15 protein-coding genes are annotated in these 14,810 nt (G+C 64.2%); all 15 read left to right on the forward strand.

Annotation, left to right across the window (positions count from 1 at the left end; all coding sequences use genetic code 11):
• Window positions 1-144: 144 nt before the first annotated feature.
• The 15 genes from ACXAHG_RS21115 to ACXAHG_RS21185 all read left to right on the forward strand — a co-directional run bounded on the left by ACXAHG_RS21115 (window position 145) and on the right by ACXAHG_RS21185 (window position 14,680).
• Window positions 145-1,665, forward strand: a complete 1,521-nt coding sequence (locus ACXAHG_RS21115; protein ID WP_475043984.1) for a replicative DNA helicase — start codon at window positions 145-147, stop codon at window positions 1,663-1,665.
• Window positions 1,666-1,895: 230 nt separating this feature from the next.
• Complete coding sequence (locus ACXAHG_RS21120; RefSeq protein ID WP_475060500.1) at window positions 1,896-2,849, forward strand: isopenicillin N synthase family dioxygenase; 954 nt, start codon at window positions 1,896-1,898, stop codon at window positions 2,847-2,849.
• A gap of 30 nt (window positions 2,850-2,879) precedes the next feature.
• Window positions 2,880-3,917, forward strand: a complete 1,038-nt coding sequence (gene alr / locus ACXAHG_RS21125) for an alanine racemase (RefSeq protein WP_475043988.1) — start codon at window positions 2,880-2,882, stop codon at window positions 3,915-3,917.
• Window positions 3,914-4,696: an MlaE family ABC transporter permease gene (locus ACXAHG_RS21130; protein WP_475043990.1), complete on the forward strand. Its 783-nt coding sequence runs from the start codon at window positions 3,914-3,916 to the stop codon at window positions 4,694-4,696. Before alr ends, ACXAHG_RS21130 begins: the two co-directional genes overlap by 4 nt.
• On the forward strand, window positions 4,693-5,439 hold the full coding sequence (locus ACXAHG_RS21135) for an ABC transporter ATP-binding protein (protein ID WP_475043992.1): 747 nt from the start codon (window positions 4,693-4,695) through the stop codon (window positions 5,437-5,439). Before ACXAHG_RS21130 ends, ACXAHG_RS21135 begins: the two co-directional genes overlap by 4 nt.
• 321 nt (window positions 5,440-5,760) lie before the next feature.
• Entirely contained in the window at window positions 5,761-6,207 is a 447-nt protein-coding gene (locus ACXAHG_RS21140) for a paraquat-inducible protein A (protein WP_475060502.1), read from the forward strand.
• 138 nt (window positions 6,208-6,345) lie between these two features.
• Complete coding sequence (locus tag ACXAHG_RS21145; protein WP_475060504.1) at window positions 6,346-7,128, forward strand: DNA repair protein; 783 nt, start codon at window positions 6,346-6,348, stop codon at window positions 7,126-7,128.
• Between the two features lie 185 nt (window positions 7,129-7,313).
• On the forward strand, window positions 7,314-8,675 hold the full coding sequence (radA, locus tag ACXAHG_RS21150) for a DNA repair protein RadA (protein ID WP_475060506.1): 1,362 nt from the start codon (window positions 7,314-7,316) through the stop codon (window positions 8,673-8,675).
• 42 nt (window positions 8,676-8,717) lie between these two features.
• The gene (locus ACXAHG_RS21155) at window positions 8,718-9,272 is read left to right on the forward strand and encodes a CvpA family protein (RefSeq protein ID WP_475044000.1); all 555 of its coding nucleotides are present in this window, start codon (window positions 8,718-8,720) and stop codon (window positions 9,270-9,272) included.
• Window positions 9,273-9,659: 387 nt separating this feature from the next.
• Window positions 9,660-10,343: a Hint domain-containing protein gene (locus ACXAHG_RS21160; protein ID WP_475060508.1), complete on the forward strand. Its 684-nt coding sequence runs from the start codon at window positions 9,660-9,662 to the stop codon at window positions 10,341-10,343.
• A 197-nt stretch (window positions 10,344-10,540) separates the two neighbouring features.
• Window positions 10,541-10,873 (forward strand): GYD domain-containing protein, encoded by a 333-nt coding sequence (locus ACXAHG_RS21165; protein WP_475060511.1) that lies wholly within the window; start codon window positions 10,541-10,543, stop codon window positions 10,871-10,873.
• Window positions 10,874-11,282: 409 nt separating this feature from the next.
• On the forward strand, window positions 11,283-12,803 hold the full coding sequence (gene purF, locus ACXAHG_RS21170) for an amidophosphoribosyltransferase (protein WP_475060513.1): 1,521 nt from the start codon (window positions 11,283-11,285) through the stop codon (window positions 12,801-12,803).
• 111 nt (window positions 12,804-12,914) lie between these two features.
• Entirely contained in the window at window positions 12,915-13,502 is a 588-nt protein-coding gene (locus ACXAHG_RS21175; protein WP_475060516.1) for a DUF2199 domain-containing protein, read from the forward strand.
• Window positions 13,503-13,644: 142 nt separating this feature from the next.
• On the forward strand, window positions 13,645-13,917 hold the full coding sequence (locus ACXAHG_RS21180) for a hypothetical protein (protein ID WP_475060519.1): 273 nt from the start codon (window positions 13,645-13,647) through the stop codon (window positions 13,915-13,917).
• A 115-nt stretch (window positions 13,918-14,032) separates the two neighbouring features.
• Window positions 14,033-14,680, forward strand: coding sequence for an SDR family NAD(P)-dependent oxidoreductase (locus ACXAHG_RS21185; protein WP_475044011.1), 648 nt, complete (start codon window positions 14,033-14,035; stop codon window positions 14,678-14,680).
• Window positions 14,681-14,810: the final 130 nt, after the last annotated feature.

The raw sequence follows: 14,810 nt of genomic DNA on the forward strand, positions 1-14,810 counted from the left end.
AGCCTGAATAGGACAGGTTTGCTGGCCTTTTATGGTAAACACCCCACAAAGCTCGCGCGGTTATCCACAGGGCATCCACAGAGATTCCCAGATTTGAGAAACGCCCGGCGCGCCGTATAAGCAGGCCGAGTAACGAGAGCAGTGATGAACGAGATTACCCCTTTTGACGGCGATATGCCGCCGCCCGCCCCGATGCCGGAACCTGCGCAAGCAGAGCAAGCAATGCCGGACAACGAGCTGCCGCATTCGGTGGAGGCAGAGCAGCAGCTGCTGGGCGCGATCCTGACCAACAACGAGGTCTACGACAAGATCGCGCTGATCATCGACTCGTCGCATTTCTACGATCCGGTCCATGCCCGGATCTATGAGGTTGCGGCGGCGCGGATTTCCAAGAACGCCCTGGCTTCGCCGGTGACCCTGAAGGCGTTTCTGGAGGACCACGAGGGGCTGAAGGAATTGGGCGGGCCGGCCTATCTGGCCAAGCTTGCCGGCGCGTCGATCTCCGCCTTTGCGGTGCGGGACTACGCGCAGATGATCTATGACCTGGCGATCCGGCGCGAGCTGATCGCCCTGGGCCAGAGCATTGCAGATAAGGCACGCCGCGTGGATGTGGCGTCGGAACCAAAAGAGCAGATTGTTGAGGCAGAGCAGTCGCTTTACCAGCTGGCAGAGCAGGGCCAGACGGAAAGCGGTTTCAAATCGTTCCTCAAGGCCGTCACAGAAGCGGTCAATGTGACCAACGAGGCGTATCAGCGCGGTGGCGGCATGGCCGGCATCTCGACGGGCCTGATGGACCTCGACAAACAACTTGGCGGCCTGCATCCCTCGGACCTTCTTATCCTCGCAGGCCGCCCCTCTATGGGTAAAACCTCGCTGGCGACCAACATCGCCTTTAACGTTGCCAAGGCGTACAAGCGCGGGGTGAAACCCGATGGCAGCGAGGGCGCCGTGGACGGCGGCGTTGTGGGGTTCTTCAGCCTCGAGATGAGCGCCGAGCAGCTGGCCGGCCGTATTCTGGCAGAAGCGTCGGAAATTTCCTCGCACAAGATCCGCCAGGGCGACATGACAGAGGGCGAGTTCCGCCGCTTTGTGCAGGCAGCCAAGGATCTGGAAAGCTGCCCGCTGTTCATTGACGACACGCCCGCCATTCCGATCTCGCAGCTGGCCGCCCGCGCCCGCCGCCTGAAGCGGACCCATGGCCTTGACCTTCTGGTGGTCGACTACCTGCAGCTTTGCCGCGGCATGTCGGACAACCGGGTGAACGAGATCGCCGAGATTTCGATGGGGATGAAGGCGGTTGCCAAGGAATTGAACATCCCGGTGATCGCCCTGTCGCAGCTGTCGCGCCAGGTGGAAAGCCGCGAGGATAAACGGCCGCAGCTGTCGGACCTTCGGGAATCGGGCTCGATCGAACAGGACGCCGACGTGGTGATGTTCGTGTTCCGTGAGGAATACTATAAGGAGCGGGAAAAGCCCGGCGACCACGAGCTGGAGAAGATGGAAGAGTGGAAGCAGGCGATGGAGCGGCTGCACGCCAAGGCCGAGGTGATCGTCGGCAAGCAGCGTCACGGCCCCATCGGCACGGTAGAGCTGTCGTTCGAGGCGCAGTTCACCCGCTTCGGCAATCTGGCGAAGGCCTGGCAGCAGGAACAGCAAGAATATTGAAACCAAGGCCGGGACGTCCCGGCCTTTTTCCATTTCAGGACGTCCGGCGCAGCACAATGCCTTGACAGGCGCCAGCGAACCCTGCCCTCTGGGCGCATGGAACTGCAGTCATCATACGGCCGCCGCCGGGTCCATCTGGAGCGGCATTATGGCCACCGCCGGAAACGCTTTGCGGGGTAGCGAGGGGCGATTTCACCCCTGTCCCAACCTCAAAGGCGAAAGGCACTCCCTTGACAGAATTTTCAGACATCCCGGTGATCGCACTGGGCGGGCGCAGCGATGCAGAGCTGGCGCAGGATTTCCTGGCGGCCTATGGCTCCACCGGCTTTGGCTATATCAGCGATCATGGCATCCCGCAGACGCTGATTGATGCGATGTTCGACGCGGCGCAGCGGTTTCATGCGCTGCCCTTGGAGAAAAAGATGGCGGTGGCGGTCAACGAGACGCACCGCGGCTACATTCCGATTAACACCTCGACAGAAGTGAATTCCACCCTGGCGGAGGTAACCAAACCCAACCAGTCCGCCAGTTTCATGATGATGCGCGAGGATCAGGCGGCCGACCCTGCGGTGTATCTGAGCGGGCCGAACCAATGGCCGGAGCTGGACGGGTTCCGCGGGGTGCTGGAACGGTACGCCGAAGCCATGAGCGCCCTGGGACGCCGCCTGATGCGGATTGCCCTGCTGGCAGCGGGTGCGGCTGATCACAGCATAATGAACGCCTTTGCCACCCCCACGATCTGGCTGCGGCTGCTGCACTATCCGCCCCAGCCCAAGCGCAGTCCGGAGGATCTGTACGGGTCGGCGCCGCACACGGACTTCGGCTGCCTGACCCTGCTGGCGCAGGACCAGGTGGGCGGGCTGCAGGTGCGCACGCCGGCGGGCCATTGGGTGAATGCGCCCTTCCGGCCCGGCACCTTGGTGGTGAATGTCGGCGACATGCTGCACCGGATGAGCAACGGGCGGCTCTTGTCCACGCCGCACCGGGTGATCAACCGCTCCGGGCGCGAGCGGTTTTCGATCCCGTTTTTCTTTGACCCGCATGTGGACACCGTGATCGCCCCCCTGCCCGGCACCGGCGAAGCGCGGTTCCCGCCGGTCAAATTCGCCGATTTCCTGCGCGGAGAGCTGGAAGCGGCCTATGAGGTGCATCAGGCGGCAGAGGACGGCGTGAATTCCACTTGACCCCTGCCGCCTGCATGTCATGAACGGGGCATGAGCACGGCAAAACTGAAAATCAACCTGGATGCGCTGGTCACCAACTGGCGGAATCTGGATGCGCTGACTGCTTGCGAGACTGCCGCAGTGGTCAAGGCGAACGGGTACGGCCTGGATGCAGGCCGGGTGGGAACCGCATTGGCGAAGGCGGGCGCGCGCAACTTCTTTGTGGCGGCGGCCGAGGAAGGCGGCGCGCTGCGCCGTGCGCTGGGGCCCGGTCCCGGCATCTCGGTGTTTTCCGGCCATATGGAGGGCGACACCAAGCTGCTCAAGGACTTCCAGCTGACGCCGATGCTGAACTCGCTGGATCAGATGCTGCGCCACTTTGAGACCCTGCCGGGCCACCCGTTCGGGGTGCAGCTGGACAGCGGCATGAACCGGCTGGGGATGGAGCATGGCGAATGGGCCGCGGTGGCGGAAATCGCCCTGGGCCAGAACCCGGTGCTGTTGATGTCGCATCTGGCCTGTGCCGATGAGCCCGCGCATCCGATGAATGCGCAGCAGCTGAAGGCCTTCCGCGAGATGACGGACGGGCTGGAGGTGCCGCGTTCACTGGCGGCCACCGGTGGTATGCTCCTGGGCAAGGAGTATCACTTTGACCTCTGCCGCCCGGGCGTTGGCCTTTATGGCGGGCTGCCGTTCTCGGACGCGGTGCCGGTGGTGCAGCTGGACCTGCCGGTCATTCAGGTGCGCGACCTGGAGCCGGGCGAGACCGCCGGTTACGGCAACGCCTGGACCGCCCAGCGCCCCAGCCGGATCGCAACCGTTGCGGCCGGCTATGCCGACGGGTTGCACCGCGCGATCGGCCAGGGCGGCATTCACGTCTTTGCCGGCGATACCCCCTGCCCTATCGTGGGCCGGGTCTCGATGGATTTGATCACCGTGGACGTCACGGATCTGGCGGAGGTGCCGGATGTGCTGGCGATCCTGAACGAGCGCCAGACCGTCGACATGCTGGCCGAGGCGGCGGGCACCATCGGCTATGAGATCCTGACCTCCACCGGACACCGCTACGCACGGACATATCAGGGATGAACCCCATTACCCTCCTGGCCCGGCTGGGCCGCACGGCCCTGGCCGGGCTGGCTGCTGTGGGCCGCGCGGCGCTGTTTGCGCTTGGCGCCTTCAGCCACATGATCCGCCCGCCCTATTACCCGCGCGAGTTCTTTCAGGCGCTGCTGAACGTCGGCTGGCTGTCGCTGCCCGTCGTCGGCCTCACCGCGATCTTCACCGGCGGCGCGCTGGCGCTGCAGATCTATGCCGGCGGCGCCCGTTTCAACGCTGAGGCCGTGGTGCCGCAAATCGTCGCCATCGGCATGGTGCGGGAACTTGGCCCGGTACTGGTCGGGCTGATGATCGCGGCGCGGGTGACCTCCTCCATCGCCGCTGAAATCGCCACCATGAAGGTGACAGAGCAGATCGACGCGCTGGTGACACTGTCCACCCATCCGATGAAATACCTAGTGGCGCCGCGGGTGCTGGCGGCACTGATCACGGTGCCGGTGCTGGTCGGTGTCGGCGATATCATAGGCATCATGGGCGGCTATACGGTGGCGGTGCAGAACCTGGGCTTCAACGCCGCCGCCTATCTGAAAAACACGGTCGACTTCCTGGAGCCGCTCGACATCATCTCCTCGCTGACCAAGGGCGCCGCCTTTGGCACCATCGCGGCGATGATGGGCTGCTATTACGGCATGCAGTCGGGCCGCGGCGCCCAAGGCGTGGGCCGCGCCACCAAGGGATCGGTGGAATCCGCCGCGGTGCTGATCCTGGCCGCCAACTTTGTCCTCACAGGGGTGTTCTTCTCGCTATGATCCGCATGGAAAACGTCCACAAGGCCTTTGGCGACAATGCCGTGCTGAACGGCATGAACCTCGAGATCGCCAAGGGCACGTCGATGGTGATCATCGGCGGCTCCGGCACCGGCAAATCGGTGGCGCTGAAAAGCATCCTGGGCCTGATCCAGCCGGACTCAGGCCAGATTTTTGTCGATGGCAAGCCCGCCGGATCGGGCGACCGCGACAAATTCCTGGCGCGCTTCGGAATGCTGTTCCAGGGCGGTGCGCTGTTTGACAGCTTGCCGGTCTGGCAGAACGTCGCCTTCCGCCTCTTGCGCGGCGCGCTGAAGCGGCCAGCCGATGAGGCCCGTGAGATCGCCATCGAGAAACTGCGCCGGGTGGGTCTGAAGGCCAATGTCGCCGACCGCCTGCCTGCCGAACTGTCGGGCGGCATGCAGAAACGTGTGGGCCTCGCCCGCGCCATCGCCGCCGAGCCGGAGATCATCTTTTTCGATGAGCCGACCACCGGCCTCGACCCGATCATGTCAGGCGTCATCAACGACCTGATCCGCGAGATCGTGGTGGAGATGGGCGCCACCGCCATGACCATCACCCACGACATGACCTCGGTCCGCGCCATTGCCGACAACGTGGCGATGCTGCACGGCGGCGTCATCCAATGGACCGGCCCGGTTGCGGAAATGGACCAGTCGGGCGATCCCTATATGGAGCAGTTCATCCACGGCCGCGCAGAGGGGCCGATTGAGGCGGTTCGGTAAACATGGAAATAATTTTAGGCGCACTTGGTGCTATTGTACTGCTATTCACAGTCAGCGCATGGGTGGAGGTCGCTAAAGGCCCTAGCCTTAATGCGCCTTTGCTGCGTCGAAAATTCCTTAAGAAAGCTGTTCCACGGCTTTTGGGCGCCATGTTTGCAGTGATCCTGCTCTTTAAACTCTGCACTTCAGTATGGAGTGTTTTACTTCCGCAATCTGCCTGGGCTGTCTACCCGGCTGTCGTTTTTTGGGCGTCATTTTCTTGCATTGGACTGTGGTATATGCGGCGCAACATCTCCCGTCTAAGAAGCGAGCTGCAATAGATTGTTGCTCCGCCTCCTCACCCTATCGCTCCTGATCCTCTACCCCGTCGCCTGGTTTGCGCCCTTGATGCGGGCGGGGCTGCTGCCTATCTTCGGCCTCAGCGAGATCTCGGTGATCACCGGGCTGCAGAGCCTTTGGGGCAGCGACGCGGTGCTGGCGCTGATCGTCACCTTCTTTGCGATCTTCGCCCCCTACCTCAAGACCATCGGCACCGCACTGGTGCAATGGGAGCTGATGGACACCCGCGTGCAGAAGGTGCTGCATGTGCTGGGCAAGCTGGCGATGGCCGATATCTTCCTGATCGCGCTTTACATCACCCTGGCCAAGGGCATTGGCCTGGCGACCATCGAGACCGCCTGGGGGCTTTACCTGTTCACCGCCTGCATTCTGGCCTCCATCGTGCTGGGAATGCTGACAGAGCGCGGGGCCAGGAACAGAACCCCTTGATCCCGGCGCCTTCCGCTCCATTTCGTAAGGCCGGAGAAATGTGACGCCCGGATCCGGCTGACCGTGCCTTCTGCAGGACCTCCCCCCTTCTGCCAGGCCGGACCGGCGTCAGTGTGTATTGCTGCTGGAGGGGGAGCCATGCCCGGCCTTCAATCTATCCTGTTCACTGCCCAGGCCGCGCTGATGCGGCTGACGTTTCTGCTGATCTGCCTGGGCGCGCTGGCTGCATTGGCGGCCACCGGGCTGGCGGCGGCGGGGGTGTGGCCCTGGCTCAGCCTGCAGGCCGGCATCGGCGCCGGGATCCACCCGCAGGCCGGGATGGCGGCGCAGATCACCCTGACGGCACTGGCGCTGATGCTGGTGTTCTTCCTGCCCGCCAACGGGCGCATCATGGCGCTGGAAACCTCGCACCGGCGGTTCTCGCTGCAGATGGAGGACGTGCTGCGGGCCTATCAGCTGGCCCATGCCGGCGACCGGGCGGGCGTGTTCACCCTGGCCTCGGAGTTTGACGCGGTGAAGGAACGCCTCGCCTTCATGCGGGATCACCCGGATCTGTCCGCGCTGGAGCCGGAGGTGCTGGAAACGGCCGCACAGATGAGCCAGGTCAGCCACGAACTGGCAGAAACCTACTCCGACGCCAAGGTGGCCCGCGCCCGCCTGTTCCTGCAGCAGCGGCAGGAGGAGCTGGAGACCTTCAAGGCGCGGCTGGAGGATGCCCAGATCATCATGCAGGAACTGCGCCAATGGAGCCGCGATGTGGAGATCGAAGAAAGCATCGCCAAGTCGCACCTGGGCCGGCTGCGCGGCGAATTGTTCGAACTGCTGCCGGAACTGTCGGCGCAATTGCAGGGTCAGCCGGACGGGTCCGGCCCCGAAGGCGGCAGCGTGGTGCCGATCCAGCCGCCGCGGCGCGCCGACTGACAACAGCAGGGGGCTCTGCCCCAGGCCCTGACGGGCCTCCCCCGGGATATTTCCAGCCAGAAGAAGGAAGCCCCTCCTCTTCTTCTGGCCCCAAATATCCCGGAGCGCGAGGCAGAGCCTCGCATCTGCCGGTCCGGAACCCGCAGCCCCTTGAACAAAACAGAAACATCTGCCACTGATCCGGCATGGCAAAAACATCTTTCTCCTGCTCCGCCTGCGGAGCCAGCTTTTCGAAATGGTCGGGCCGCTGCGAGGGCTGCGGCGAGTGGAACACCATCAGTGAGGATCAGGGGCTGTCCTCCGGCCCCTCGAAGAAATCGCTGGGCGTCAAGCGCGGCCGCACCATCCAACTGACCGATCTGTCCACCCGGGAAACCCCGCCGCCGCGCGCCTGCTGCGGGGTGGGCGAGCTGGACCGGGTGCTGGGCGGCGGGCTGGTTGCGGCTTCCGCCATCCTGGTCGGCGGCGATCCGGGCATCGGCAAATCCACGCTTCTGCTGCAGGCCGCGGCGCGGTTTGCCCAGGCGGGCGTCAAGACAGTCTATGTCAGCGGCGAGGAGGCCTCTGCCCAGGTGCGGATGCGGGCGCAGCGGCTGGGGCTGGCGGATGCGCCGGTGCAGCTGGCCGCCGAGACCAACCTGCGCGACATCCTGACCACGCTGGAGGCGGAAAAGCCGCAGCTGGCGATTATCGATTCCATCCAGACCATGTGGGCGGATCATGTGGACAGCGCACCGGGATCTGTCAGCCAGGTGCGCGCTGCCGCACATGAGCTGACCACATTCGCCAAGCGGCACGGGATTTCGATCATCATGGTCGGCCATGTCACCAAGGAGGGCCAGATCGCAGGCCCGCGGGTGGTGGAGCATATGGTCGACACGGTGCTGTATTTCGAGGGTGAGCGCGGCCACCAGTTCCGCATCCTGCGCGCGGTCAAGAACCGCTTTGGCCCGGCGGATGAGATCGGTGTGTTTGAAATGACCGGCAGCGGCCTCAGCGAGGTGATCAACCCCTCGGCCCTGTTCCTGTCCGAACGCGGCGAGCCCTCGCCGGGATCGGTGGTGTTTGCGGGCATCGAAGGCACCCGGCCGGTGCTGGTGGAGATGCAGGCGCTGATTGCGCCCTCGCCGCATTCACAGCCCCGGCGGGCAGTGGTGGGCTGGGATTCTTCGCGGCTGGCGATGATCCTGGCAGTATTGGAGGCACGCTGCGGCATTCCCTTTGCCGGCCTCGACGTCTATCTGAACGTGGCAGGCGGCATGAAGATCTCCGAACCTGCCGCCGACCTGGCGGTAGCCGCAGCGCTGCTGAGTGCACGGGAGGACGTCGCCCTGCCCGCCGATACGGTGGTTTTCGGAGAAATTTCGCTATCCGGGGCGCTGCGTCCTGCGCCGCAGACCGAAAACAGGTTGAAAGAGGCGCAAAAACTTGGTTTCACGGCGGCGATTGCCCCTGGCGGCAGCAAAACCGTATCCGTAAACGGCCTGAACTTGCGAAAATCGGGCGATCTGGCAGGTTTTGTTGGCGAATTCTTCGGGGCCGGTTAAAGTCGCAAAAAATTTGAGATCGCAGGCAAACGGGCGAGGGACATGGAAGGTTTCACAATCATCGACGGGGTCGTGGCCCTGGTCATTGTCGTATCGGCGCTCTTGGCCTATTCGCGCGGTTTCGTGCGCGAGGCGATGGCGATTGCAGGCTGGATCGCCGCGGGCGTGCTCGCCTTCATCTTTGCCCCGCAGGTAGAGCCGCTGATGGCGGAGATCCCGGTGATCGGCGAATTCATTGCCGACAGCTGCGAATTGTCGATCATCGCCGCCTTTGCCGCCGTGTTTGCGCTGGCGCTGATCGTGGTCTCCTTCTTCACGCCGCTGTTTTCCACCCTGGTGCAGCGCTCTGCGCTTGGCGGGCTGGATCAGGGCGCTGGCTTCTTCTTTGGTGTCCTGCGCGGCATTCTTCTGATTGCGATTGCCTTCTTCCTCTATGATGTGGTGATGACCGGGCAGTCCTTTACCATTGTTGATGAAAGCCGCTCTGCCGGGGTGTTTGAACGCCTGACCGGCAAGATCGAGGAACGCAATCCGGAGCAGGCCCTGGGCTGGGTGACTGAGCAATATGAGGCGCTGATCGGCGCTTGCGGCCAGTAATTCCTAAGGATTACCACCATCAGACAGGTATGCGGGCGCCCCACGGGCGCCCGTTTTGCTTGGATTTCAATGCGTTCACAAAGTTATCCACAAGATGCGCGGGGCAGCGGTTAACACCGCAAATTCAAGTTAACGCTTTGTTAACCAACGAGAATCGGGATTCGAGGGACCCTTCAGGGCGTCTCAAAAATCGCGCCAAATCTTAACAAATCCTCAGCCGGCACCGGCAAAAGGTTAACAATACCCCCAAAAAGGCAGTTTTTGTCCCCGAAAAAACGCCTCATCCCGAAATGCGACGCAAGCCTGCCCCAATTTGGTCCCAATTCGGGGGCCACATGGCTTCAACGGCAAAACGCCGGGACGAAGACGCTCAGAAGGGACACCAAAATGCAGCTGGACCACACCACAGATTTCGCCGACTTCCTGCCGGTTGACGTGCTGCTGCTGACCAACCCCCTGCCGCAGTCCGTGAAGCCGGCGCGCAAGCGTGCCCGTATCCGCAGCGGCGGCTTCCTGCCCGATACGCTGGTGGAGACTGAGGAAGGCTTCAAGCAGGCCCGCGACGTCAAGCCCGGCGACATGGTGTTCACCTTTGACGGCGGCGCCCAGGAAGTGAAGGCGGTGAAACACGCGGTGCCGCGACTGACCACGCTGATGCATATCCCGGCGGGTGCGCTTGGCAATGACACCGACCTGATGCTGCCCTCGGACCAGAAAGTGGCACTGGAGATGGAGACCGCGGAACGCCTGTTCGGCCTGCCGGTTGTCGTCGCCAAGCTGATCGCCCTGGCCGGCTACAAGGGGATTAGCGCCGCGGCGCCGGAGCGCCTGGGCCGCATTCATTTCGAATTCGCAGAGGAAGAGCTGGTCTGGGCCGAAAGCGGTATGCTGCTGCCTGCCAGTGACACCGCTGACGACTCTGCCTTTCACCAGCTGTCGCTGTCTGAGACCCGCCAGGTTCTGGCCAGCGACGAAGGCCGCGCCCTGGCCGGCACCGGCATGGGGGACGAAGACGCCCGCCTGCCGCTGTCCCCGCTGGACAACCTGCTGGACCGTATCCTGGCGGCCTGATCCTAGAATCCCCCCCAAGACTTCCTCCCCCCTCGGGCCCGCCTTTGTGCGGGCCTTTCCTTTTGATGCCCCGCCCGGGCGCCGCACATGCAGTTCTAACGGAAATGTGATAGGATCCGGACTTGGGGGAGCGCGCCGGACTGCCAGGCATCCTGCCCGCCGGCGGCCCGCTGCTCCGCGTTCTGGGAGTGTTGAAGATGCCAAGATTTATTGTGACCGGAAGCTATACCTCTGCCGCCATGAAGGCGATGATTGAAAGCCCGAGCGACCGGGAAGCCGCCGCCCGCGCCGTGGTCGAAGCCGCAGGCGGCACTCTGGAGAGCTATTACCTGACAACAGGCGACAGCGATTTTGCCATCAGCGTGACCATCGACGATGTGACCGCCCTGCTTGCCGGGCTTCTTGTTACCGGCGCCAGCGGCGCGGTCAGCAACCTGAAAACCCAGCGCGCTTTCACCTCTGCCGAGTTTGAGGCGATGCAGAAAAAGGCGGGCAGCATTGCCAGTGCCTATAAGGCGCCAGGCGGCTGAACGGCACAGCCGGAACAGTCGGCGGCCAGCGCAGGCCGCCGTCCGGGGCCCGTGGTTCACACGGGCCTTTTGCGTGGCGCCGGGGGGGCGGTTGCCGCAGCGCAGCGGCGATATGTGATCCTTTGATGACAGACGGCAAGAAAGCCTCTATGTGAGGGCGCGAACAGGAAACGGATTCGGAGCCACACCGCCTTGCCGCTGCTGCAGACGCTGCCCGCCTGCCCTTGTGGACCTGACCTGATGCGCATCGCGCCGGGGACCAGGGCTGCAACCGGCCATCAGGCTCCGGACGTTTTGCCGGCCAGCTGCTTTGGTGCCTCCGCAATGGCACCAGCGCGGAGAAATGCGCTAGACTGCCGGCCAAGCCGCTTCCATCAGCCATCGGACTAATCGGGATTGGAGCCAGCCAATGTGCGGGATTTTGGGGATCGCAAGCCGGGACACGGATGTCTTTGCAGAGATTTATGACGGGCTTCTAATGCTCCAGCACCGCGGCCAGGACGCCTCGGGCATCGTGACCTACACCGGCGAGTTCTTCCGCGAGCGCAAGGCCAACGGGCTGGTCAAGGATGTGTTCGGACCGTCCGATGCTGAGACCCTGACCGGCCGGGTCGGCATAGGCCATGTGCGCTACCCCACCGCAGGCTCGCTGAGCGCCGCCGAGGCACAGCCGTTCTTTGTGAACGCGCCCTATGGCATCTACCTGGTCCACAACGGCAACATCACCAACACCGCCGAGCAGCGCGAGAAGGTGACCGGCAAATACAGCCGCCACCTGCGCACCACCTCCGATTCCGAAATCCTGCTGAACGTTCTGGCCGACAAGGTGGCAGATGCGATCAAGGTCAATGGCAACGCCGAGCCGATCCGCAACATTTTTGCCGGCGTCAAGATGACCATGGAGCGGGTGCAGGGCGCCTATTCGGTGCTGTGCATGATTGCCGGTGTCGGCATGCTGGCCTTCCGCGACCCGCACGGCATCCGGCCGCTGTCGGTCGGCAAGCGCGCGGCGGAAAGCGGCGGTGAGGATTACTGCTTTGCGTCTGAGGACGTGGCCTTTGGCATCAACGCCTTTGAAAAGATCCGCGACGTAAAACCGGGCGAAGCCATCCTGGTGGATCTGGACGGCAACATGCACACCTTCCAGGCGGTCGAGGGCAAGCTGACCCCCTGCATCTTCGAATATGTCTACCTGGCGCGCCCCGACTCGATGATGGACGGAGTTTCGGTCTACAAGACCCAGCTGCGCATGGGCCAGGCGCTGGCCAAGCAGATCCAAGACTCGGGCCTGGAAATCGACAGCATCATCCCGGTGCCCGATTCGGCCCGTCCCGTGGCGCTGGAAGTCGCCAACTCCACCGGAATCCGCTACCGCGAGGGGCTGGTGAAGAACCGCTACGTGGGCCGCACCTTCATCATGCCGGGCCAGGCGGAGCGGCAGAAATCGGTGCGCCGCAAGCTCAACGCGATCCCGCTGGAATTCAAGGACCGCAATGTGCTGCTGATCGACGATTCCATCGTGCGCGGCAACACCATCAAGAAGATCGTGCAAATGTGCCGCGAGGCCGGCGCCAAGAAGGTCTATATCGCCTCTGCCTCGCCGCCGGTGGTTTACCCGAACGTCTATGGCATCGACATGCCGACCAAGCATGAGCTGATCGCAAACGGCCTCAGCGTCGAGGAAATCCGCGAGGAGCTGGGGGCTGATGCGCTGTTCTACCAAAAGCTCGACGACCTGATCTGGGCGGCCCAGGAAGGCAACCCGGATATCCAGGGCTTCGACTGCTCCTGCTTTGACGGCAACTACATCACCGGTGTCACCGGCGAATACCTGGACGCGCTGGAAAACAGCAGCCGGGTCAGCGCCAAGATCCAGGACATGCCGGCACCCGGCGCCTCCTGGAATGCCTCAAAGCTGGCCACCGGCTAAGGCCCGCGCCCGCCCCGGCAGACGGGGTTTGAACTTTGGCCCGCATGCGTCTATGAGGGCCCGGAACTTTGCATGGGGAGGCGCTGGCCGTGACGGCCCGCGCCTTTTCCTATGCTCCTGACGAAAGGCCGCCCCTTGGACGCGCATCTTGCCCGCATGCTGAACTCTCCGCGCCAGTGCCGCTGCTGCGGCGCGACGTTCGCGCAACTGCTCAGCCTCAGCTGCGACCGGCCCGACATCTGCGCCGAGGATATGGAGGTGGAGGACAACTCTGCCGTCCTCGCCACCCGCGGCGATATCCTGACCGAGGATTTCTGCCGCCTGGGCGATCTGCGCTTTGTCCGGGCGGTGCTGGCAATTCCCTTGAACGGCAGCCGCGGCGAGGAGTTCATCCTGGGCACCTGGGCCAGCCTCAGCCGCGATGACTTTGACGCCTATCTCGACCTCTTTGAGATGCGCGAGACAGATAAGCTGGGCGACCGCCCGGCCTGGCTGGCCAATGCGATCCCGCCGGACATGCCTATGCCCGCAGGCTGCATGCTGGAAATGCGCACCGGCGGCCAGTATCCGGAGCTGAAGGTCACCGAGCAGAACCACCCGCTCTATCCGCTGCAAAAGGACGGCGCGGACCTGGAGGAACTGCTGGAGCTGCTTTATGCCTATGGCCATGACCTGCCTTCGCTGGTCTACGACGCCTGAGCGGGAGCAGGCGCGGCAGCGCACCCGGCCCTGTTGAAGCCATCCGCGGCTTCCCGCCGATTGCAGGCTTCGCTTGGCGGGGCGGCTTGATCCCCCTGCTGCGGCGCCCCAGATACGTCCGGATCTATGAGGAACGGACGCGATGGCAAACACACAGAGCGGCGGCGAAACCTCTGCCAAGGTGGCGGGGCTTGCGACACAGACCAATGCGGTGAACCGCAGCAACCTGAGCCTGCTGGGTCTGTTCGGCCCCGAGGACAGCATGACAGCCCTGGTCCGCCTGCCGTCAGGCCGCACCCGCAAGGTCTCCCGCGGCACCCGCCTGTCGCAGGGACAGGTGGTGGCAATCGACGCCCACGGCCTGGTGCTGAACCAGCGCGGCGAGACCAGGCGCCTGGATATGCCCGGCAGCTGACCGGGCCGCTGCCCCGGCAAATTTCTTCCAGGAAATTTGCCAAGGATTTTCGAAAATCCTTGGCCCGGCCCGCCACCCCTTGACCTGCCCGCGCGGGCGGCCCAAGAAGGCGGCCATGACAGACAAAACCGCTCTCATCACCGGTGCATCGCGCGGCCTGGGCAACGCCCTGGCCGAGGCGCTTGCGCCCACCCATCACATCGTGGCCGTCGCCCGCACCACCGGCGCGCTGGAAGAGCTGGACGACCGCATCAAGGCGGCGGGCGGCTCTGCCACCCTGGCGCCGATGGACATCACCGTGCCCGAGGCGATGGCAACGCTCTGCCGCGGCATCCATGACCGCTGGGGCAAGCTGGACCTGTGGCTGCACACGGCGATCCATGCCACGGCCCTGTGCCCGGCGCCCTCCGTGGCGGCCAAGGACTGGACCAAGGCCGTGGCGGTCAATGCCACCGCCACCTCGGTGCTGATCCCCTATGTGGCGCCTCTCTTGGGCCAGTCGGGCCGCGCGGTGTTCTTTGAGGACCCGAAGGCGGGCGAGAAGTTCTATGGCACCTACGGCGCCACCAAGGCGGCGCAGATGGCGCTGGCCCGCAGCTGGCAGGCCGAGACAGAGCGCACCGGCCCCAAGGTGAAGATCCTGGAGCCGCAGCCGATGGCCACTGCCCTGCGCGCCCGTTTCCACCCGGGCGAGGACCGCGAGGCGCTGACCCCGATCCAGGACGAGGCCGCACGCCTGCTGCCGCTGATCCTGGCCGACTGACCGCCGCAGCACAGTGCCGGGGGGGGGGCCCCCGCGGGGGGCGGGGCCAGGGCGGGGGGGGGGGATTTTGTGTGGGGAGTGGGAGGGGGGGAAGGGTCCCCCTCCCCTTGACCCCCTCCCCTGGCCGCCC

Source organism: Leisingera sp. ABD4_442, from assembly GCF_056160905.1.